Here is a 21,177-nt window from a genome sequence, read left to right on the forward strand (position 1 = left end):
TAAAGATTGCGCCTGCCGAGCCGTCAATAGTGGCGTCAAGGATTCAACAGCCCCGCCAGCGGGGCGAAAGGGAGAGACGGGATGAAATTGAAGCGCTTCACCACCCAACTGGTGGCTGCCGGCCTGATTGCCGTGCCGCTGATGGCGGATGCAGCCGGGTTGGGCAAGCTGTCGGTCACCTCGGCGCTCGGCCAGCCGCTTGCGGCCGAAATCGAGCTGTTCGCGGCAGACAAAGCCGAACTCGACAGCCTGTCGGCTAGCCTGGCTTCCGACCAGGCGTTTCGGGATGCGCGCGTCGAATTTGCTCCGGTGTTGTCGTCCCTGCGCTTCACGGTCGAGAANAAACCGAACGGCAAGGCCGTCCTGAAAGTCAGTTCCAGCCGCCCGGTGAATGATCCCTTCATCGATATGCTGGTCGAACTGAACTGGGGTTCGGGGCGGCTGGTGCGTGAATACACCATGCTGCTCGATCCCCCTGGTCTCGCGGCAAAACAGACGGTAGCGCCCATGACTGCCGTGGCGCCGGCAAACGGCCCTGCGGCCAAACCCGCCGCCTCCGCTCCGGCGGCGGCCCCGGTCGCGGCAGCGCCCAAAACCCCGACTCCTGCTGCGGCCAAGGCCGCGCGCCAGGCCACGGCGGCGGACCATGTCAAAGTCAAACGGGGCGACACCCTCATCGGGATTGCCAGCCGTGTACGTCCGGAAGGCGTGAGTCTGGAGCAGACCCTGGTTGGCCTCTATCGGGAGAATACCCAGGCTTTCGACGGCAACATGAACCGTCTGCGGGCAGGCAAGACGCTCGATGTTCCGTCCGCCGACAAAGTGGCCGCCATTCCGCAACAAGATGCAGTGCGTGAACTCAGGCTGCAGGCGGAAGACTGGCGCGCTTATCGACAGAAACTGGCCGGGACCGTGAGCGCAGCCCCCGCGGCCAAGGCGGCACAAGGCCAGGCCAGCAGCGGCAAGGTCACGCCCAAGGTGGAAGATCACGCCAAGCCGGCAGCCGAAGCGCCAAAGGACGTCCTGAAGCTGTCCAAGGCCGCGCCGGCTGCCACAACCGCGGGCAAGGCCGATGAAACCCGGGCGCTGCAGGANAAACTGCGCGCCCAGGAAGAGGATGCGACCGCACGCGAAAAAGCGCTGCAGGAGTCGGGGCAGCGCGTGGCGACGCTGGAAAAGCAGATCCAGGATATGCAGAAACTGGTCGAGATGAAGGAGAAGGCGCAAAAGAAGCCGCAGCCTCCGTTCCTGCTCCGGCCCCGGCTGCTCCGCAGNGCGGCCAAGCCCGCGCCCGCACCGGCGCCGGTTGCGCCTGTCGTCAAGGCGCCGCCGGCCAGCCCAGAACCGGCTCAGAACTGGTACGACCCTCTGCTCGCCGACCCGTTGTATTGGGGCGGCGGCGTAGCGGCGCTGGGCCTGGGCGGAATCCTGTGGTGGATGATGGCGGGTGGCGGACGCCGCCGCAAAACCGGCAGCGCCGCCCTGGAAGACAGCATCATGAGCGGCGGAGACGTGCGCCCGAACACGGTCATTGGTGCTGCATCCGGCGGTAGCGTCAATACCGGCGACACCTCTTTCCTGACCGATTTCAGCCAGGCGGGCCTGGGCACCATCGATACTCACGACGTGGATCCCATCGCCGAAGCCGAGGTTTACATGGCGTATGGCCGTGATGCCCAGGCCGAGGAGATCCTCAAGGAAGCCATCAGCAANAACCCGGATCGCCACGAAATCCGTGTCAAGCTTCTTGAAATCTACGCCGCGCGCCGCAATACCGCGGCATTCGAATCGGTTGCCGGCGAGCTCTATGCGGCGCTTGGCAACAAGTCGAGCCCGTTGTGGGACAAGGCCTGCGAAATGGGCCGCAGCATCGATCCGACCAACCCGCTGTATGGCGGCGTGCAGTCGAGCGTGCCCTCTGCCGCGGCGGAAACGGTAGCGGCGACCGCGGCGATCGCCGGTNNGGGGCCGTGGCCTTCGCAGGCGAGCAGGTAACAGCCGAGTCCGCCATCGAAGCGGCTCCCGCTTACCAGGCCGAACCCGAAATCGAACCCGAGCCTACGTCGGATGCCCAGGCCGAGNCCGGTAGCCGACAATGCACCGCTGGAATTCGAATCCGCGGGACATGTCCTCAATTTCGACATGCCGTCCGAGCCGGCGGCTGANAACCCTGCGGCCGGCTATGTCGAGGCGGATACCCAGAGCCTGAACTTCGACCTGCCGGATATCGATCTGCCTGCAGAGGAAGATGACTCGTTGAAGCTGGATCTCGGTCTGGAAGACGATAATGGCCCGGACAGCAAGTTCGATTTCAGCGGTCTCGATCTCGACCTGGGCGAGTCGGGTGACAACGAACTCGAGCTCGACGAAGTCGGCACCAAGCTCGATCTTGCCCGTGCCTATGTGGAAATGGGCGACAAGGAAGGTGCACGCGAGATCCTCAACGAAGTGCTGGCCGAAGGCAGCGAAAGACAGAAATCCGATGCGCAAGGCATGTTGAGTTCGCTTGGCTAACTGCCCGCACCCGGCTGCCCGCATCCTGCTGTGGTGTGGGTGGGCAGTGGCGGTGGAACGCGCTGCCGTGCCCCAGCTTTCCTGGCCGTCGCCCTCGCGACGGCCTTTCTGTTTGCGCCTGTCCGCCAGGAAGCCTGGCGTTTGCTACGCCGGACCCGCTGGCTGATGGTGGTACTGCTGCTGACCTATGCCTACACCATGCCCGGTACGCTGCTATGGCCACCGCTCGAATGGGCCAGCCCGACCTTGGAGGGAATCCGGCTGGGCGCGTTGCGCGTGGCGCGACTGGCACTGATGATCGCCGGACTNGGGGTGCTGCTCGCCACGACGATCCGCCCCCGCCTGATTTATGGCCTGTATGGACTGGCCCGGCCATTGGTCTGGTTGGGGTTTGATCGTCGCGCCTTCGCTGTACGCCTGGGACTGACCCTGGATTACGTCGAGCATGCGCCCAAACCGGCCCGATGGCTGGATGCGCTGCGTGCGCCGTTACCGGATGACGCCGGTCCCGATACTTACACCTTGCACACCGAACGCTGGCAAGGCTGCGATAGCGCCGTCATACTTGCGGGCTTGCTTGGGGTGTGGATCGTACTGGCGTGAGGCCGGGTGAGTATGCGTATCGTATTGGGTCTGGAATATTGCGGCATCGGTTTTGCGGCTGGCAGTCGCAGCCGCAGGGTGTGGCGTGCAGGACGCACTGGAAGCGGCCGTGTCGGCGATTGCCGGCGAAAAGACCATCGTCACCGCGGCCGGACGTACCGATACCGGCGTGCATGCGGCATTCCAGGTCGCACATTTCGACACGCCGGCCCAGCGCCCGCTTACGGCCTGGGTGCGTGGCGTCAATAGTCATCTTCCGTCCGGCGTGGCGGTGTTGTGGGCACGCGAGGTGGGCGGAGATTTCCATGCGCGTTTCGCCGCCACACAGCGGGGCTACCGCTATGTGCTGCTGAATCACCCGGTGCGGCCCGGTCTCAATCACGGGCTGATCGGCTGGCATCATCGTCCGCTCGACGCTGACGCGATGAACCGGGCGACGACGCACCTGATCGGTCGGCACGATTTTTCCGCTTTTCGTGCCGCCGAGTGCCAGGCCAAGTCGCCGGTCAAGGAACTGCGGCTGGCGCAGATCGAGCGGCGCGGCGATTATCTGCTGTGCGATTTCCGTGCCGACGGTTTCCTGCACCACATGGTGCGCAATCTCATGGGCTGCCTGATTCATATCGGTGCCGGCATGCAGTCGCCCGAATGGATGGGCGAGATCCTGCAAAGCCGCGACCGCACGCTGGCTGCGCCCACTTTCGACGCTGCCGGGCTGTATCTCACCCACATCCGGTATCCTGCGCACTTTGCCTTGCCGGAAAGTTCTGAACGATGGCCGTTCGCGTAAAAATCTGTGGCATCACCCGGTTGCAGGACCTGCAAGCCGCCTGCAGCGCGGGGGCGGATGCCGTGGGCTTCGTGTTCTANCGAAAAAGCCCGCGCCACGTAGCGGTCGAAGCCGCCGCTGAACTGGTGCGTGCATTGCCGCCCTTCGTCCAGAGCGTGGGCCTGTTCGTCAACGCCAAGCCGGCCTTCGTCGAAAGCGTGTTGCAACGTGTCCCCCTCGACCTGCTGCAATTCCACGGCGACGAGACGCCAGCCGACTGCGCACGCTTCGGCCGACCCTATATCAAGGCGGTACGGGTGAATCGGGACACGGATTTGCTAAAATGCGCGGCTGATTTCGATGCTGCGCGCGGACTGTTGCTCGATGCCTTCGTACCGGGCGTGCCGGGCGGCACCGGGGAACGCTTCGACTGGGGCCTGATTCCGCCAGACCTGCCCAAACCGGTCATCCTGTCGGGCGGATTGACGCCCGACAATGTCGCCGAGGCGGTGCAGCGCGTGCGGCCGTGGGCAGTGGACGTGTCCTCTGGCGTCGAGGCAACAAAAGGCATCAAGGACGCGCACAAGATTGCGCAATTCATNTGCGAAAGCGAAAGAAGCATCATGAAGCTCATCGATCTCCCCGATTCCCGCGGCCACTTCGGTTCCTACGGCGGCGTTTTCGTCGCCGAAACCCTGATGGCGGCGCTGGACGAACTGCGCGTCGAGTATGAGAAAGCGCGCAACGATCCCGCCTTCGTGGCCGAATTCGAGTACGAACTCAAGCACTACGTCGGACGTCCGAGCCCGGTGTATCACGCCAGGCGACTCTCCGAAGCCTACGGTGGCGCGCAGATCTACCTCAAGCGCGAGGATCTCAATCACACTGGCGCGCACAAGATCAACAACACCATCGGCCAGGCGCTGCTGGCGCGCCGCATGGGCAAGAAGCGCGTGATCGCCGAAACCGGCGCTGGCCAGCACGGCGTCGCCTCGGCTACCGTTGCAGCGCGCTACGGCATGGAATGTGTGGTCTACATGGGTGCCGAGGACGTTGCCCGCCAGTCGCCCAACGTCTTCCGCATGAAACTGCTCGGCGCGACCGTGGTGCCGGTATCGTCCGGTTCGAAGACGCTGAAGGATGCGTTGAACGAGGCGATGCGCGACTGGGTGACCAACGTCGAGTCGACNTTNTACATCCTCGGCACGGCCGCCGGGCCGCATCCGTATCCCATGCTGGTACGCGACTTCCAGTGCGTGATCGGCCGCGAATGCCTCGTCCAGATGCCGGAACTCACCGGCCGCCAGCCCGACGCGGTGATCGCCTGCGTCGGCGGTGGCTCCAACGCCATCGGCATCTTCCATCCCTATATCCCACATGAAAACGTGCGCCTGATCGGTGTCGAGGCCGGCGGCTCCGGCGTGGCCAGCGGCAAGCACGCCGCGCCGCTCACCGCCGGCACGCCCGGCGTGCTACATGGCTTCCGCAGCTACCTGATGCAGGACGAGAACGGCCAGATCATCGAGACCCATTCGGTCTCAGCCGGTCTCGACTACCCTGGTGTCGGCCCCGAACACAGCTACCTCAAGGATGTCGGCCGCGCCGAATACGTCGCGATCAACGACGACGAAGCGCTGGCCGCCTTTCACGATCTGTGCCGCTACGAAGGCATCATTCCTGCGCTCGAATCCAGCCATGCCGTCGCCCATGCCAAGAAGCTTGCCCCGACCCTGGGCAAGGACCAGATCATCCTGGTCAACCTGTCCGGGCGTGGCGACAAGGACATCAACACCGTGGCCAAGGTATCTGGGATCACACTCTGAACCGGCTCCCCAATTGAATCGAATCTTCCAGAAGACCACACCATGAGCCGCATCGGCCAGACCTTTATCGCGCTGAAGGCGCACAACAGAAAAGCCCTGATTCCCTTCATTACCGCAGGCGACCCCGGCAAGGGCCTGACGGTGCCGCTGATGCACGTGCTGGTGGAAGCCGGCGCCGACATCATCGAACTNGGGGTGCCGTTTTCCGATCCCATGGCCGACGGGCCGGTGATCCAGCGGGCGTCGGAGCGGGCGCTGGCGAACAAGGTCGGGCTGAAGGACGTACTGGCGATGACGGCGGAATTCCGCAAGACCAACACGACGACGCCGGTGGTGCTGATGGGCTATGCCAATCCGGTCGAGCGCATGGGTTACGAGGCCTTTGCCCAGGCGGCGAAGGCCGCCGGCGTGGATGGCGTGCTGACGGTGGATATCCCGCCGGAGGAGTCGGCCGGCGTGTCGGACGTGTTCAAGGCCCACGGCCTCGACCCGATTTTCCTCTTGTCGCCGACCACGCCGGAATCGCGTGTGAAACAAGTGGCTGCCGCCGCAGGCGGTTTTATCTATTACGTCTCGCTCAAGGGCGTGACGGGGTCGGCCAATCTCGACACCGAGGAAGTCGCGCAGAAGCTGGCCATGGTGCGCAAGCATTGCAGCCTGCCGGTGGGCGTGGGTTTCGGTATCCGCGACGCGGCCACCGCCGAAGCGGTGGCCCGCATCGCCGACGCGGTGGTGGTGGGCAGCCGCATCGTGAACGAGATCGAGACTGCGCCCGAAGGCGAATGCACCAACCGCGTCAAGCACCTGGTGGCCGAACTGCGCCGCGGCGTCGACGCGGCATCGAAATAAACGGAGAAGACACATGAGCTGGTTTCAGAAAATCCTGCCGCCGAAGATCAAGCGGCGTGCACAGGCGTCGAAGAAGTCGATGCCCGAGGGCTTGTGGTCTAAGTGCCCGGCCTGCAACGAGGTGCTCTACCGTGCCGATCTGGAAAGCAACCTGGAAGTGTGCCCGAAATGCGGCCATCATCATCGCATCGGCGCGCGGCAGCGCCTGGCCCTGTTGCTGGACGCGGAGGGACAGCATGAAATCGGTGCCCATATCACACCCCTCGACCCGCTCAAATTCAAGGACAGCAAGAAATATCCCGACCGCCTGAAGGAAGCGCAGACCGGCACCTCGGAAACGGATGCTTTGGTGGTGATCGGCGGCAGCGTCAAGGCGGTGCCGGTGGTGACCGCAGCGTTCGAATTCAAGTTCATNGGGGGCTCGATGGGGTCGGTGGTCGGCGAGCGCTTCGTCATGGGGGTGGAGGCGGCGATCGAGTCGAACTCGGCCTTCGTCTGCTTCTCCGCCAGCGGTGGTGCGCGCATGCAGGAAGGTCTGTTTTCGCTGATGCAGATGGCCAAAACGTCAGCAGCGCTGACCCAGTTGTCGCGCCATAGACTGCCCTTCGTGTCGGTGCTGACTGACCCGACCATGGGTGGGGTGTCGGCGAGTTTCGCCATGCTGGGTGACCTGATCGTCGCCGAGCCCAACGCGCTGATCGGCTTTGCCGGGCCGCGCGTAATCGAGCAGACCGTGCGCGAAACCTTGCCGGAAGGCTTCCAGCGCGCCGAATTCCTGCAGGAGAAGGGTGCCATCGACCGTATCATCGATCGCCGCCAGATGCGTAGCGAGCTCGCGTCCACGCTGGCGATGATGATGGGCCGGCCGGCGCTGGCAGCCTGAATCCCGGGCTGATTGGCCACCCAGGGTCGGCGGGGACATGCCTGCATCGCGGCGATTTGTTTGATTCCTGTCTGGCATACCGTCTCGGCGTAACCTGATCGTGCAACGGCTTACTTCCCTTGATGCCTGGCTGGCGCGGCTGGAACGACTACATCCCAGTACGATCGATCTCGGTCTCGACCGGGTGCGTCGGGTCAAGGACGCGCTTGGCCTGGTTCCGGATTTTCCGCTCATCGTCGTCGGCGGTACCAACGGCAAAGGCTCTACCAGTGCGTACCTGGCCGCCATCCTCGATGCCGCCGGCTACAAAACCGGCCTCTACACCTCGCCGCATCTGCTGCGCTACAACGAACGCGTGCGGGTCGCCGGCAGGGAGGCAGGCGACGCCGAACTCATCGCTGCCTTCGAACGGGTCGACGCGGCACGCGACGACGTTTCGCTGACCTACTTCGAATTCGGCACACTGGGCGCGATGGCCCGGTTCATCGATGCTGGCATCGATGTGGCCGTTCTTGAGGTGGGCCTTGGCGGGCGGCTCGATGCCGTGAACGTATTCGATGCCGACGTCGCGGTCGTTACCAGCGTCGATCTCGACCATATGGACTACCTGGGCGACAGTCGCGANAAAATCGGCTTCGAGAAGGCGGGAATTTATCGAGCCGGTCGTCCTGCCATTTGCGTCGACCCCGCGCCGCCTGTCAGCCTGCTTGAACATGCCCGCCGTATTGGCGCCGACCTGCGGTGCGTGGACCGGGANTTTTCCGCGCAGCGCGAGGACGACCACTGGACCTATCGCAGCCTCGCTACAGGATGGACGGAGTTGCCGTTGCCCGCCATGGCTGGCGCCTGCCAGTTGCGTAACGCGTCCGGTGCGCTGGCGGCGCTGGAAGCCATACAGGATCGTTTGCCCGTGGATGTGGCGGCGATCCGCCGCGGGCTGGCGGCCACGCACGTGCCAGGCCGGTTCCAGTACATCGCTCAGGCGCCGGCGGTCATTCTGGATGTGGCGCACAATCCGGAAGCCGCGCGGGCGCTGGCGGCCACCCTGCGCAGCCAGCCGGTGGGTGGACGCACACTGGCCGTGGTGGGTATGCTGGCCGACAAGGATGCGGCAGGGGTATTTGCGGCATTGCGCGACGAAATCGATGCATGGTGGACGTGTACGCCTGCTTCGTCACGTGCGCGGGATGCCCGGGCGCTGGCTGCCGTACTGCGCGGGCAGATGGGCGAAGCACCGATACACGTTCAGCCGGATGTCGTCCGCGCACTCGCCGAGGCGCGAAGCGCGGCACGCGAAGATGATAGAATTCTTATCTTCGGTTCGTTTTATACCGTTGCCGCCGTGCTCGACCATGCCGCCACCCAGCAGTGAAAATGACCTCAAACGCCTCGCCCGGCGCCGACTGATCGGTGCGGTGGCGTTGACCTTGCTGGCAGTGATCGCGCTGCCGCTGTTGCTGGAAGACGAGCCGCCGCCAACGAGTGCGCTATCGGTCCATATGGCCGAAGCGCCGGCGCCCGTACCCGAACAGGCGGCCGCGCCGGTGTCTGCAGCCGAGCCTGCGTCTTCTATGCCGTCGCAGCCCGCTCCGCCGCCCGAGTCCACCAAACCAGCCGAGCCCGCCAAACCGGTAGCCAGACCCGAGCCCAAACCCGAAGCCGAACCGGCCAAGCCTGAGCCGGTCAAAGCAGAACCCGCCAAACCGCAATCCAAGCCGCATCCTGTTGCTGCGCCTGTTCCCCAGAAAAAGCCTGCGGCAGCCAGCGAAATGTTCGTGGTGCAGCTTGCCGCCCTGTCTGATGGCGCCAAGGCTCGCGAACTCAAGGCGCGCGCGGCGCTGGCTGGATTGCCGACCTACACCGATACGGTTGGCAGCCTGACGCGTGTGCGTGTAGGGCCTTATCCGACGCGCGAGGCTGCGGAGGCAGCAGCAGGACGGCTGGCTGAAAACGGCATGACCGGGCAGGTGCTGGCCAAATGAACATGCTCGACCTCATCGTGGTGCTGGTGCTGGTCCTGACCGTGATGCGCGGACTGATGCGCGGCATGGTCGACACGCTGTTTTCGCTGGTGGCCTGGGTTCTCGCCTTTGCGCTGGGCAAATGGGGCGCCTTGCTGGTGGCGCCGCTTCTGCCGATTGGCATCGAGAGCCCGGGCATCCGCTATTTCGCGGGCTTTGCCGTGGTTTTTCTGGTGGTATTGATCGGCGTACTGCTGCTGGGACATGTCCTGTCTTCGCTGGTCAAGGCGGTGGGACTGGGCGGAGCCGACAAGGTGCTGGGTGGCGTGCTGGGACTGGCCAAAGGTCTGGCGATCCTGGTCGGCCTGACGCTCGCGGCCGGACTGACTTCGCTGCCGCGTACCGAGTTCTGGAAGCAGGCCAGATTGTCGGGCAGCCTGCAGGCCATGGCGCAGCGCGCCTTGCCGCTGGTGCCGGCCGACGTGGCGAAATACATTCGCTTTGAATAACTTTATGGACGGGTGCACATCATGTGCGGGGTAATCGGAGTCGTTTCCAATTCGGCAGCCAATCAGCTTCTGTATGACGGGCTGATGGTGCTCCAGCATCGCGGTCAGGATGCGGCAGGCATCGTGACGGCGGAAGAAAGCCGTTTTCACATGCACAAGGGGCAGGGGCTGGCGCGCGACGTGTTCCGCACCCGCGACATGCGCAACCTGCTGGGCGACATGGGTGTGGCGCACGTACGCTATCCCACTGCGGGCAGCGCGTCGTCGTCGGCCGAGTCGCAGCCGTTCTACGTGAATTCACCCTACGGCATCGTGCTGGGGCACAACGGCAACCTTACCAACACCCACGAACTCAAGGAATCGCTGTTCCGTTCCGACCTGCGCCACGTCAACACCAACTCGGATTCCGAGGTGTTGCTGAATGTGCTGGCGCATGAGTTGCAGGTGCGTGCCTCCGGGCGACAGCTGAATCTGGACACGATCTTTGGCGCGGTGTCCGGCGTGCATGCACGCTGCAAGGGAGCCTACGCGGTAACGGCCTTCATCGCCGGCTACGGCCTGCTGGCTTTCCGTGATCCCTACGGCATCAGGCCGCTGGTGATCGGGGTCAACGATCAGGTCACGCCGCACGAATACATCGTCGCCTCTGAAAGCGTGGCGATCGATACGCTGGGCTTCCGCCTGCTGCGCGATGTGGCGCCGGGCGAGGCGGTGTTCATCGATTACCAGCGCAAGCTGCACAGCCGCCAGTGCAGCGACAAGGCGGTGCTCAATCCCTGTATTTTCGAGTATGTGTATCTTGCTCGCCCCGACTCGGTGATGGATGGCGTCTCGGTCTACAGCACGAGGCTGGCCATGGGAGAATCGCTGGCCGAAAAGATCAAGCGCGAATTCGCCCACCTGAAGATCGACGTGGTCATCCCGATTCCCGACACCAGCCGGCCCTCGGCGCTGCAGCTGGCGAATCATCTCAACGTGCCGTACCGCGAAGGCTTCATCAAGAACCGTTACATCGGCCGCACCTTCATCATGCCGGGGCAGGCGCTGCGCAAGAAGTCGGTGCGGCAGAAGCTCAACGCCATCGGCGAGGAGTTCAAGGGCAGGAACGTGCTGCTGGTCGACGATTCCATCGTGCGTGGCACCACCAGCCGCGAGATCGTGCAGATGGCGCGCGATGCCGGCGCCACCAAGGTGTACTTTGCCTCGGCCTCGCCGCCGGTACGCTACTCCAACGTGTACGGCATCGACATGCCGACGCGCAACGAACTGATCGCCAATGGCCGCAGCGACGAGGAAATTGCGCGCGAAATCGGCTGCGATGCGCTGATCTACCAGGATATCGATGCCATGGTTGCGGCAGTCAGGGCGGGCAATCCGGCGATCCCCGATTTCGATACCTCATGCTTCGACGGCCGCTACATCACGGGCGACGTCACGCCGGAATACCTGAATTACGTCGAGGCGGTGCGCAATGGTGAAACACCGCCGCCTTCGGCCCTGTCGACACAGCAACTCGACCTTAACCTGGCGACGAATAATGGTTGACCGTATCCGGCACCGGGCGTAAATTGTTCCCGGCGCCGATTTGAACTTCAGCTTGCGGGCGCTTGATAAATTCGGCTAAAGCGGTTGGCAGGTCGTTGAAGATCTTTCCGGGAGCCGCGTTTGCTCGAGAAAGGCCTGGATGCAAGGCGCGGGCCGAAGGTCGTGGTCGCTCCACGAAGCCGAGGCCCGCAACGCGGCAGGCGGGTCTTTCTCGGGCAAACCAAGGGACGGGCTTTCCGGACGGCTCGCTTCGTTGCGCCGCTTGCGAAGGGAATGATCCTTCGCATCACGGCGCGCCTCGCGATCCATCCCGGAAAGCCCGCGTCGCGGCCCCGGAAAGATCTTCAACGGCCTGCCTTGGGAAACCCCGAACCGCGCGGCCGTTCGGGGTTTTTATTTTGGGACCAGACATGAACAACGACGAATACGAAATCGAGACGCTGGCCGTGCGTGCCGGCACCGTTCGCAGCCAGTTCAACGAGCACTCGGAGGCGATGTTCCTCACCTCCAGCTTCATGTTCGGCAGCGCAGCGGAAGCGGCGGCACGCTTCAAGGGCGAGCAGCCCGGCCCGATCTATGCGCGCTTCACCAACCCCACCGTCAACATGATGGAGACGCGGCTTGCCGCGCTGGANGGGGCCGAACGCTGCGTGGCGTTTGCGTCGGGCATGGCCGCGATCCTCGCCACCGTGATGGGCCTGATGAAGGCGGGCGAGCACGTCGTCGCGTCGCGCTCGATCTTCGGCTCGACGGTGCAGCTGTTTTCCAACATCCTCGGCCGCTTCGGCATCGAGACGACCTATGTGTCGCCGACCGATCCGGCGGAATGGCGCGCGGCGGTCAAGCCCAACACGAAGCTGTTCTTCGTCGAGTCGCCTTCGAACCCGCTCACCGAGGTCAGCGACATCCGCGCACTGGCCGACATCGCTCACGCAGCCGGCGCGTGGCTCGCGGTCGACAACTGCTTCTGCTCGCCGGCGCTGCAGAAGCCGCTCGAACTCGGCGCCGACATCATCATCCATTCCGCCACCAAGTATCTCGACGGGCANGGGAGAGTGCTCGGCGGCGCCGTGCTGGGCAGCCAGGCGCTGATGGAAGGCGTCTACACCTTCCTGCGTACCGCCGGGCCGACGCTTTCCGCGTTCAACGCCTGGGTGATCTTGAAGGGCATGGAGACGCTCTCGCTGCGCATGGAGGCGCATTCGAGGAATGCCCTGGCGCTGGCGCAATGGCTGGAGGCCCGGCCGGAGGTGGCGCGCGTGTGGTATCCCGGCCTGCCGTCGCATCCGCAGCATGAACTGGCGATGGCGCAGCAGAAAACCGGCGGCGGGATCGTGTCGTTCGAGCTCAAGGGCGGCAAGGATGCCGCCTGGAAGCTGATCGACGCGACGAAGCTGCTGTCGATCACCGCCAACCTGGGCGACACCAAGACCACCATCACCCATCCGGCCACCACCACCCACAGCCGCATGACGCCGGAGCAGCGCGCTGCGGCCGGCATCGGCGACGGGCTGGTGCGCATCGCGGCAGGGCTGGAATCGGTGGCCGACATCCAGGCCGATCTGGCACGCGGGCTGGCATGAGGAAAGCGCTGATCGGCCTGCTCGTCCTGTGTGCAGGGACTGCGCGCGCGGCCGACATGACGGTGCTGCGTTATGTCGACCAGGATCCGGGGGCGCCTTATGTGACGCGCATCCTAGTGACNCCCGCTTTCATGCGCATGGACAGCGGCGAGGACACGGGCGATTTCACCTTGCTGGACCGCAAGAAGCGCGTGGTCATCAACGTCATGCATGACAGCCGGCTGGCGATGGTGTTTGTGCCCGGCGCGCTGCCGCCGAAGCCCGCCAGCTGGAAGCCCGGACTGGTTGCGGACAGGGTCGAGCGCGGCGGCAGGCATTTCACGCTTACGGTGAAGGGCGTCGTCTGTAGCGAAGGCATCGCCGCCCGGCACGCCCTGGATGCGGCGCGTGCGATGGCCGAGCAGAAGTCCATTCTGGCTGCGACCCAGTACCGCGTGTGGAAGGCATCGCCGCCGGAGCTGCAGCACGACTGCGATCTGGCGAATCAGGTGTGGAACGCGGGCGACACGCTCACGCTCGGCCTGCCACTGGAGGAGCGCGAGTTCACCGGCCGGACCCGGACATTCGAGAGCGAAACCCGGCAGCCGGCGAATCCCGAACTGTTCCGCGTACCGGAGGGCCTGGCGCAGGTCAATGCGCCCTCATAAGGGACAGCGCAGGTCAATGCGCCTTCATAAAGGACAGCGCAGCCCAGCGCGCCGTCACAGGTCCTCGACCCTGAGCGCGCAGCCCGCGGCGTCGCATACTACATAGCCCCAGCGGGCATACCAGTCCGGCACCACCCAGCGCTCGCATTCGCGGCCGTCGACCTGATGAGCGTGCTGCGCGGGGCGATGGGTATGGCCGTGGATCAGGCGGCAGACCCGGTGTTCGCGCATCACACGCACCACTTCCGCCTCATTCACATCCATGATCTTGGCAGCCTTGTGCGCCTTGGCCGCTTCGCTGCCCGCCCGTGCCTGGCGCGCCATGCGGCTACGTAACGTCCGCGGCAGGTAGCGCAACAGCGCGCGCGTCAGCGGATGACGGACCCGGCGGCGGAAATCCTGGTAGGCCGTGTCGTCGATGCACAGGGTATCACCGTGCATCAGCAGCGTCGGCATTCCATACAGGTCGATTTGGGTCGGGTCGGCGAGCAGCGTCATGCCGGAGCGCGCGGCGTAGCGCCCGGCCAGCATGAAGTCGCGGTTGCCGTGCATGAAGTACACCGGCGTGCCGGCAGCGACCAGCGTCGCGAGCCGCTGCGCCGTGTCGTTTGCCACCGCTTCGTCGTGGTCGTCGCCGATCCAGGCCTCGAACAGGTCGCCCAGGATGTAGAGCGCGTCCGCACCGGCAACCTCGTCCTGCAAGAAGCGAANAANACGCCCGGTGGCAGCCGGGCGTTCGTCGGTGAGGTGCAGGTCGGCAACGAAATAGGTGCGGCCTGCGCCTGGTTTTGAGGTCAGGCTCACCGGCCGGTCAGGCGATTTCGGCCTTCGTGATCACCACGTCCTCCAGCGGCACGTCCTGGTGCCCGGCGCGGTTGCCGGTCTTCACCTTCTTGATCGCGTCGACCACGTCCATGCCCTCGACCACCTTGCCGAACACGGCATAGCCGTAGCCCTGCGGGGTGGGGGCGGTGAAGTTGAGGAAACTGTTGTTGGCGACGTTGATGAAGAACTGCGCCGTGGCCGAATTGGGATTGGGCGTACGTGCCATGGCGATGGTGTAGGCCTCGTTCTTGAGGCCGTTGGAGGCTTCATTCTCGATTGCGTCGCGGGTGGGTTTCTGCGTCATGCCGGGTTCGAAGCCGCCACCCTGGATCATGAAGCCGTCGATCACGCGATGGAAGATCGTGCCGTCGAAAAAGCCGTCACGCACGTATTGCAGGAAGTTTTCCACCGTCTTCGGAGCCTTTTCGGCGTCGAGTTCGAGGGTGATGATGCCGTGATTCGTATGCAGCTTGACCATGTGGAGTCCTATGGAAAATTTACAGGGATGAGGGGCTCGAGGCCGCGTTGCAGACACCGCGAGGGCTGCCTTTATTATTTTTTGTCGGTTGGCCGGAACCCGACACGGGTTTTCCCGCCGATTTGGTTGCTTGGCCGCCGAGCATGTTCTGGATCAGCTTGAGCCTCGTTTGTGCAGCCTGGTTGCCATTGTCCAGTGCCAGAACCTTGCCATACTCGATCGCCGCCATTTTGGCATAAATGTCACCAAGGTTCTCGTGCGCGGTGGCGTAGTCGGGATGGGTTCGAATGGCCATTTCGAGGGCATTCCGGGCCAGTTCATAGCGGCCCTGCGAAGCATAGAGCACGGCCAGATTGTTGTAGGGTTCGGGCAGCTCGGGATAATTCTCGGTCAGCCCCTTGAACACGTCGATGGCATCGTTGGTCTTGCCTAGGTCGCCGAGGATCAGGCCTTTCAGGAACAGGGCTTGCGCATCTTTCGGCTTGTTCGCCAGATAACGGTTGGCCCGGTCGAGCGCGGCGGTCAGTTCGCCCTTGCGGAACTGCAGGTTGATGTCCTGGATTTCATCGGCCTGCACGGGAGGCCGATGAACATGACGCCGGCAATAACGGCGGCAAGGAAACGTGGCAAGGCCATGTGATATGCTCGGATCATCTTTGGAAGCCGGCATTCTAACAACATCGACCCCGCTAAGACAGTCGGTGCGCCGCCCCGGATCGCCCCCTGACATTTCGCCCCAGGCCTGTTCGCACCATGCTGCACATTACCAATTCCCTCACGCGCACCAAGGAAGAGTTCGTCCCGCTCACGCCAGGCGTCGTCCGCATGTACGTCTGCGGCATGACGGTATACGACCTGTGCCATCTGGGCCATGCAAGGGTGTTCGTGGTGTTCGACATGGTGACGCGCTGGCTGCGCGCCAGCGGCTACCGGGTCGAATACGTCCGCAACATCACCGACATCGACGACAAGATCATCAAGCGCGCGCATGACAATGGCGAAACGCCGGCCGAACTGACCGGACGCTTCATTGCCGCGATGCACGAGGACGAGCGTGCGCTGGGCGTGCTGCCGCCAGACCACGAACCGCGCGCCACCGAATATGTGGCGCAGATGCTGACGCTCATCGGACAACTGGTCCGCAATGGCCTGGCTTACCCGGCGCCCAACGGCGACGTGTACTACAGCGTGCGTGCCTTTCCGGCATACGGGCGCCTATCCGGGAAAAGCCTCGATGAATTGCGCGCGGGCGAGCGCGTGGACATCGATCCCAACAAGCGCGATCCGATGGATTTTGTGCTGTGGAAAGCCGCCAAGCCCGGCGAGCCGGCATGGGCATCGCCATGGGGGCCGGGGCGTCCCGGCTGGCACATCGAATGCTCCGCGATGAGCGCGGAACTGCTCGGCAGGCATTTCGATATCCACGGTGGCGGCCAGGACCTGCAGTTTCCCCACCACGAAAACGAGATCGCCCAATCCGAGGGCGCCCATGGCTGTACCTTCGTCAACTACTGGCTGCATAACGGCTTCGTCCGCGTGGACAACGAGAAGATGTCGAAGTCGCTCGGCAATTTCTTCACCATCCGCGAGGTGCTGGCGAAATACGACGCCGAGGTGGTGCGCTTTTTCATCCTGCGCGCCCATTACCGCAGCCCGCTGAACTACTCGGATGCGCACCTCGATGACGCCAAGGGTGCGCTGACGCGGTTGTACACGGCGTTGAAGAACGCACCTGTCAATATGCCTGCCCCAGACTGGACACAGCCGGCCGCCCAACGTTTCCAGGCGGCGATGGACGACGATTTCAATACCCCGGAGGCGCTTGCCGTCCTGTTCGAACTGGCCGGTGAGGCCAATCGCGGCGATATCGCCGCCGCGACGGCGCTGCGCAGCCTGGGCGCGGTGCTCGGCCTGCTGCAACGCGAGGCCGCGGATTTTCTGCAGGCCGGGAGCGCGACCACCGGCTGGTCCGAAGCCGAGATCGAGGCATTGATCGCAGCGCGTCAGGCGGCGCGCAAGGCGAAGGATTTTGCCGAGTCCGACCGTATTCGAGATATGTTGGTGGCGGCCGGCATCGTGCTGGAGGACGGCGCCGGCGGGACCACCTGGCGCCGTGCCTGAACGACCTGGCGCAAGCGGGTGGCAGTGTGTGCCGCCACGGCAGGATAATGGCCGCATGACATCCCGTGCTCTCGTCTTGGTAGGCGCCATGAATTGGGACAGGCCCGATTGGCGCGGCAGCTTCTATCCGGAAGACCTGCCGGATGATTGGATGTTGTCTTATTACAACACGCAATTCCAGGCCGTCTACCTGCCGGCGGCTGTGTGGCAGACCGCATCGGATGCGATCTGGGCACAATGGCTTGGCGATACTCAGGACGGATTTTGTTTCGTGCTCGAGCCGGGCGACGCCGGGACGGTTCCACCGGTTTCGCCCCGCGTCCTGCTGGCGACGTCCGCATGGGCGGCGGCGCATGTCTGGTGGCTGGACCCGGCACCAGACATGCGCACACTGGCGCAGCGCATTGCGCAACAAGCGACAACCGGCGAGTCGCTCTTCGTCTTCAGCCAGAGTGGCGACCTCGTGCAACTGGAGCGGGTGAATAACCTGAAGCAGGTCATGGGTTATTGAACAGGCGGGAAAACGCCTGCCAATGGCGGCGGAGGGCCTAGCTTCGGTAGAATGCGGCCTCAACTAAAAAACAGGCCCGATTTCTTGCAAAACGACATTCTGGTCGAGATCGAAGATGCTGTATTTGGCTATGGCGCCCGGCCGGTTTTGAAGGGCATCAACCTGACCGCCAAACGGGGGCAGGTCGTGGCCATCATGGGCAGCAGCGGTTGCGGCAAAACCACCCTCCTGCGCCTGATCGGCGGCCAGATCAAAGCCGGCCAGGGCACGGTGCGCGTGGCGGGCGAGTCGCTGGGTGAGCTCGACCGGGCCGGCCTCTACCGGGTACGTCGCAAGATGGGCATGCTGTTTCAGTTCGGCGCGCTGTTCACCGACATGTCGGTGTTCGACAATGTGGCTTTCCAGCTGCGCGAGCACACCGACCTGCCGGAAGACGTCATCCGCGACCTGGTCCTGATGAAGCTGCATGCCGTCGGTTTGCGTGGTGCCGCCCACCTGATGCCCGCCGAACTCTCCGGCGGGATGGCGCGGCGCGTGGCGCTGGCCCGTGCGATTGCGCTGGAGCCCTCGCTGGTTATGTATGACGAGCCGTTTGCCGGCCTTGATCCCATTTCACTGGGCGTGACCGGCAACCTGATCCGGCGCCTGACCGACACCTTGGGGCTGACTTCGCTGGTGGTTACGCACGACGTGCAGGAATCGCTGAAAATCGTCGACTATGTCTATTTCGTCTCCGAAGGCGTGATCGTGGCAGAGGGCACAGCAGCGGAGATCCGGGCGTCNCGGGCTCCCTATGTGCATCAGTTCGTGCATGGCGAGTCCGACGGGCCGGTGCCGTTCCACTATCCGGCGCCGCCCTATGTCGACGACCTTAGGTTGGGAGCGCAGAGTGCTTAAGCAGGCTATCGAAAATCTGGGCAATCACACCATACAGGGCGTCTGGCGNNCATCGGCTTCGCCAGTCGTTTCTTCCTGTCGATGCTGCTGCATTCGGGAACCGCGTTCCGCCGCTTTGGCTTGACCATCCGCGAGATGTACTTCACCGGGGTGCTCTCGCTCATCATCATCCTGGTGTCGGGCTTGTTTGTCGGCATGGTGCTCGGCTTGCAGGGCTATGAAACCCTGCAGCGCTACGGCTCGGAGTCGGCGTTGGGCACGCTGGTGGCGCTGTCCCTGGTGCGCGAGCTGGGGCCGGTGCTGGCCGGGCTGCTGTTCGCCAGCCGCGCCGGGTCGGCCATCACCGCGGAAATCGGCCTGATGAAGGCAACCGAGCAGTTGTCGGCGATGGAAATGATGGCTGTCGATCCGATCGCTCGCGTGGTGGCGCCACGCTTCTGGGCNGGGGTGATTTCGATGCCGCTGCTGGCGGCGTTGTTCTCGGCCATGGGCGTGCTGGGTGGCTACCTGGTCGGTGTGAAGCTGATCGGCGTGGACGAAGGATCGTTCTGGTCGCAGATGCAGGGGGCCGTCGATTTCGAGCAGGACATCCTGAACGGCGTCATCAAGAGTGTCGTGTTCGGTATTGCCGTCACCACTATCGCGCTGTTCGAGGGCTATGATGCGCCGCCTACCGCCGAAGGCGTGTCGGGCGCCACCACGCGCACCGTCGTGACCTCCAGCCTGGTCGTGCTGGCACTGGATTTTGTCTTGACTGCATTCATGTTCCGGGGACTCAATTAAATGAACAGGACCGTACTCGATTTCTGGGTGGGATTATTCGTCATCGCGGGCATCGGCGCGCTGCTGTTCCTGGCGCTCAAGGTTGGCAGCATGAGTACCGTAAATTCTGCAGACAGCTATGAAGTCATTGCCGACTTCCAGAACATCGGCGGCCTCAAACCTCGTGCACCAGTCAAAAGTGCGGGGGTGGTCGTGGGCAGGGTGGCGGATATCCGCTTTGATAATGAAAAATACGAAGCTGCCGTCACGCTTCGCTTGGACAAGCGCTATGCTTTCCTAAGGATACCTCAGCGGCCATCATGACTTCGGGCCTGCTGGGCGAGCAATATGTCGGGCTGGAAGCCGGGGCGACAGCCAGAAACTGAAAAACAAGGATCGGATATTGATCACGCAGGACGCGGTGGTACTGGAAAATCTGATCGGCCAATTTTTATACGGTAAGGCTCAAGAAGGGGCGCCAAAATGACACGCAACACTTTGACCCGCACACTCCTGGCAGCAGGCATGCTGCTGACCGCTCTGCCCAGTGAGGCCGAGACCATCAATTTGCAGCAGGCTGTGGAAATGAGTCTGGCAGCCGATCCGCGCATCAAGGAACGCGAGCAGGTGGTCGAAGCCGCACGCGGCATGGTGCAGGAGGTTCAGGGGAATGCTGGCTGGCGGCTCAGCGCCAATGCGTTCATCGGATTGGCACCGCAAGTCGAAGGCGGGTTTTACCAGGGCGGGAGCTTTAGCGGGACCGTGCCGCGCACCGATGGCGACGAATTCCATGGCTTGTCCGACTGGACGCACCTCGATTTCGCGCTGATCAAGCCGCTCTTCACCTTCGGCAAGATCGAACATTACGGCGAGGCCGCGCAGGGCAATGTCGACCTCAAGCAGGGCGAACTCCGGCAAACGCGTACCAATACGGTGTACGACACCAAGCGTGCCTATTTCGGCTATCTGACCGCGCGCGATACCCGGGTTTTTCTGGAAGACATGCAGGATCGGCTGAACCAGTCCATCGAGTCGGTTCAACGTAATCTCAAGAAGGAAAACGGCGAGTCCAAGCAGTCCGACCTGTATGCGTTGCAGACCGCGAAAGGTTTGCTCTCCAAGTATGTGAATCAGGCACGTGCCGTCGAGAAAATCAGCCTGGACGGCTTGAAAGTGTTGACCGGCGTGGGCCTGAAGGAAGACCTGACCGTGGCGGACGAGCGCATCGCGCCGGTACCCTTCCCGCAGATCGATCTGGCCGAATTCCAGGCGCGCGCCCTGCAGGACCGTCCGGAAATGCAGCAGCTCGAAGCCGGGTTGCGCGCCCGCCGCGCCCTGGTGGCGGCCAAGAAGGCGGATCGCATGCCGGACGTATACGCAGGTGTGATTGGACAGTTCAACTACGCTTCGCAGCGCGATCGTCTGGATAATCCCTACATCAACGATCCCTTCAACGGNGGCGGTCTCACGCCGGTGGTGGGCGTGAAGTGGGATACGATCTTCGGAGCCGCTAATGCGCGCGTCAATCAGGCCCAGGCCGAGCTGGAAGCGCTCAACCACAAGAAGGCGTTTGCGGTGGCGGGTATTCCGTTCGAAGTGGGCGAAGCCTATATCAATGCCCAGGCTAACTTCAATGCGCAACGCGAACTGAGCGAGGGCGCCACGGCCGCGCGGCGCTGGATGGTGGCGTCGCTGGCCGATTTGTCAGCCGGGCTGGAAAGTGCCGACAAAGTGGCCGACGCGATCAAGAGCTATGTCCTGGTGCAGACGGAATATCTGCGTACGGTGAACGACTACAACATGAATGTGGCGCAATTGGCGCGCCTGACGGGTGAACTCAAGTAACGCGATCGCGTCTACTTCATAACCGATTTCCCGTATATCCATTAAATTCGAA

The 21,177-nt window shown here is 63.5% G+C and carries 19 protein-coding genes and 4 pseudogenes; 20 read left to right on the plus strand and 3 right to left on the minus strand.

Annotation, left to right across the window (positions count from 1 at the left end; genetic code table 11):
* Nucleotides 1-81: 81 nt before the first annotated feature.
* The 14 genes and pseudogenes from HZY77_RS17030 (at nucleotide 82) to HZY77_RS17095 (ending at nucleotide 13,686) form a co-directional block, all read left to right on the plus strand.
* Entirely contained in the window at nucleotides 82-1,995 is a 1,914-nt protein-coding gene (locus HZY77_RS17030) for a FimV/HubP family polar landmark protein (protein WP_296817420.1), read from the plus strand.
* A 72-nt stretch (nucleotides 1,996-2,067) separates the two neighbouring features.
* A complete protein-coding gene (locus tag HZY77_RS17035; RefSeq protein ID WP_296817424.1) occupies nucleotides 2,068-2,514 on the plus strand; it encodes a FimV/HubP family polar landmark protein in 447 nt (148 codons plus the stop codon).
* A 141-nt stretch (nucleotides 2,515-2,655) separates the two neighbouring features.
* A complete protein-coding gene (locus tag HZY77_RS17040; protein WP_296817428.1) occupies nucleotides 2,656-3,117 on the plus strand; it encodes a CbiQ family ECF transporter T component in 462 nt (153 codons plus the stop codon).
* Between the two features lie 12 nt (nucleotides 3,118-3,129).
* Nucleotides 3,130-3,907 (plus strand): annotated as a pseudogene (gene truA, locus HZY77_RS17045) (tRNA pseudouridine(38-40) synthase TruA).
* Nucleotides 3,892-4,485 (plus strand): annotated as a pseudogene (locus tag HZY77_RS17050) (phosphoribosylanthranilate isomerase); the annotation flags it as partial. The pseudogenes truA and HZY77_RS17050, both read left to right, overlap by 16 nt.
* A 24-nt stretch (nucleotides 4,486-4,509) precedes the next feature.
* Nucleotides 4,510-5,709 carry a tryptophan synthase subunit beta gene (gene trpB / locus HZY77_RS17055; RefSeq protein ID WP_296820946.1) on the plus strand — a complete coding sequence of 400 codons (1,200 nt, stop codon included), beginning with the start codon at nucleotides 4,510-4,512 and terminating at the stop codon, nucleotides 5,707-5,709.
* Between the two features lie 42 nt (nucleotides 5,710-5,751).
* Nucleotides 5,752-6,558, plus strand: coding sequence for a tryptophan synthase subunit alpha (trpA, locus tag HZY77_RS17060; protein WP_296817431.1), 807 nt, complete (start codon nucleotides 5,752-5,754; stop codon nucleotides 6,556-6,558).
* A 13-nt stretch (nucleotides 6,559-6,571) separates the two neighbouring features.
* Nucleotides 6,572-7,441: an acetyl-CoA carboxylase, carboxyltransferase subunit beta gene (accD, locus tag HZY77_RS17065; RefSeq protein WP_296817434.1), complete on the plus strand. Its 870-nt coding sequence runs from the start codon at nucleotides 6,572-6,574 to the stop codon at nucleotides 7,439-7,441.
* Nucleotides 7,442-7,541: 100 nt separating this feature from the next.
* A complete protein-coding gene (gene folC, locus HZY77_RS17070) occupies nucleotides 7,542-8,813 on the plus strand; it encodes a bifunctional tetrahydrofolate synthase/dihydrofolate synthase (protein ID WP_296817437.1) in 1,272 nt (423 codons plus the stop codon).
* Nucleotides 8,794-9,423 (plus strand): SPOR domain-containing protein, encoded by a 630-nt coding sequence (locus HZY77_RS17075; protein ID WP_296817440.1) that lies wholly within the window; start codon nucleotides 8,794-8,796, stop codon nucleotides 9,421-9,423. The genes folC and HZY77_RS17075 overlap by 20 nt, the downstream gene beginning before the upstream one ends.
* The gene (locus tag HZY77_RS17080) at nucleotides 9,420-9,911 is read left to right on the plus strand and encodes a CvpA family protein (RefSeq protein WP_296817443.1); all 492 of its coding nucleotides are present in this window, start codon (nucleotides 9,420-9,422) and stop codon (nucleotides 9,909-9,911) included. Before HZY77_RS17075 ends, HZY77_RS17080 begins: the two co-directional genes overlap by 4 nt.
* 21 nt (nucleotides 9,912-9,932) lie before the next feature.
* Nucleotides 9,933-11,456 (plus strand): amidophosphoribosyltransferase, encoded by a 1,524-nt coding sequence (gene purF / locus HZY77_RS17085; protein ID WP_296817444.1) that lies wholly within the window; start codon nucleotides 9,933-9,935, stop codon nucleotides 11,454-11,456.
* 410 nt (nucleotides 11,457-11,866) lie between these two features.
* Nucleotides 11,867-13,039: an O-succinylhomoserine sulfhydrylase gene (locus HZY77_RS17090; RefSeq protein ID WP_296817446.1), complete on the plus strand. Its 1,173-nt coding sequence runs from the start codon at nucleotides 11,867-11,869 to the stop codon at nucleotides 13,037-13,039.
* Nucleotides 13,036-13,686: a hypothetical protein gene (locus HZY77_RS17095; protein ID WP_296817448.1), complete on the plus strand. Its 651-nt coding sequence runs from the start codon at nucleotides 13,036-13,038 to the stop codon at nucleotides 13,684-13,686. Before HZY77_RS17090 ends, HZY77_RS17095 begins: the two co-directional genes overlap by 4 nt.
* Before the next feature lie 54 nt (nucleotides 13,687-13,740).
* Here HZY77_RS17095 and HZY77_RS17100 read toward each other — a convergent pair whose 3' ends face one another.
* The 3 genes from HZY77_RS17100 to HZY77_RS17110 are packed head-to-tail and all read right to left on the minus strand — an operon-like array spanning nucleotide 13,741 to nucleotide 15,719.
* Nucleotides 13,741-14,490, minus strand: coding sequence for a UDP-2,3-diacylglucosamine diphosphatase (locus HZY77_RS17100; RefSeq protein ID WP_296817450.1), 750 nt, complete (start codon nucleotides 14,488-14,490; stop codon nucleotides 13,741-13,743).
* Nucleotides 14,491-14,497: 7 nt separating this feature from the next.
* Nucleotides 14,498-14,989, minus strand: a complete 492-nt coding sequence (locus tag HZY77_RS17105; protein WP_296633536.1) for a peptidylprolyl isomerase — start codon at nucleotides 14,987-14,989, stop codon at nucleotides 14,498-14,500.
* 19 nt (nucleotides 14,990-15,008) lie between these two features.
* Nucleotides 15,009-15,719, minus strand: a complete 711-nt coding sequence (locus HZY77_RS17110) for a tetratricopeptide repeat protein (RefSeq protein WP_296817452.1) — start codon at nucleotides 15,717-15,719, stop codon at nucleotides 15,009-15,011.
* A gap of 23 nt (nucleotides 15,720-15,742) precedes the next feature.
* Here HZY77_RS17110 and cysS point away from each other — a divergent pair, with 23 nt between their 5' ends.
* The 6 genes and pseudogenes from cysS to HZY77_RS17140 all read left to right on the plus strand — a co-directional run bounded on the left by cysS (nucleotide 15,743) and on the right by HZY77_RS17140 (nucleotide 21,125).
* The gene (cysS, locus tag HZY77_RS17115) at nucleotides 15,743-17,110 is read left to right on the plus strand and encodes a cysteine--tRNA ligase (RefSeq protein ID WP_296817454.1); all 1,368 of its coding nucleotides are present in this window, start codon (nucleotides 15,743-15,745) and stop codon (nucleotides 17,108-17,110) included.
* Nucleotides 17,111-17,165: 55 nt separating this feature from the next.
* Nucleotides 17,166-17,621, plus strand: a complete 456-nt coding sequence (locus HZY77_RS17120) for a hypothetical protein (protein WP_296817455.1) — start codon at nucleotides 17,166-17,168, stop codon at nucleotides 17,619-17,621.
* 84 nt (nucleotides 17,622-17,705) lie between these two features.
* Complete coding sequence (locus HZY77_RS17125) at nucleotides 17,706-18,518, plus strand: ABC transporter ATP-binding protein (RefSeq protein WP_296817457.1); 813 nt, start codon at nucleotides 17,706-17,708, stop codon at nucleotides 18,516-18,518.
* Nucleotides 18,481-19,301, plus strand: a pseudogene (gene mlaE / locus HZY77_RS17130) (lipid asymmetry maintenance ABC transporter permease subunit MlaE). Before HZY77_RS17125 ends, mlaE begins: the two are co-directional and overlap by 38 nt.
* Nucleotides 19,302-19,767 (plus strand): annotated as a pseudogene (mlaD, locus tag HZY77_RS17135) (outer membrane lipid asymmetry maintenance protein MlaD). It begins immediately after the preceding pseudogene.
* The gene (locus HZY77_RS17140; RefSeq protein ID WP_296817458.1) at nucleotides 19,764-21,125 is read left to right on the plus strand and encodes a TolC family protein; all 1,362 of its coding nucleotides are present in this window, start codon (nucleotides 19,764-19,766) and stop codon (nucleotides 21,123-21,125) included. The pseudogene mlaD and the gene HZY77_RS17140 overlap by 4 nt, the downstream one beginning before the upstream one ends.
* The last annotated feature ends 52 nt before the right edge of the window (nucleotides 21,126-21,177 follow it).

The sequence above is a fragment of the Thiobacillus sp. genome, assembly GCF_013693775.1.
Lineage (GTDB): Bacteria > Pseudomonadota > Gammaproteobacteria > Burkholderiales > Thiobacillaceae > Thiobacillus.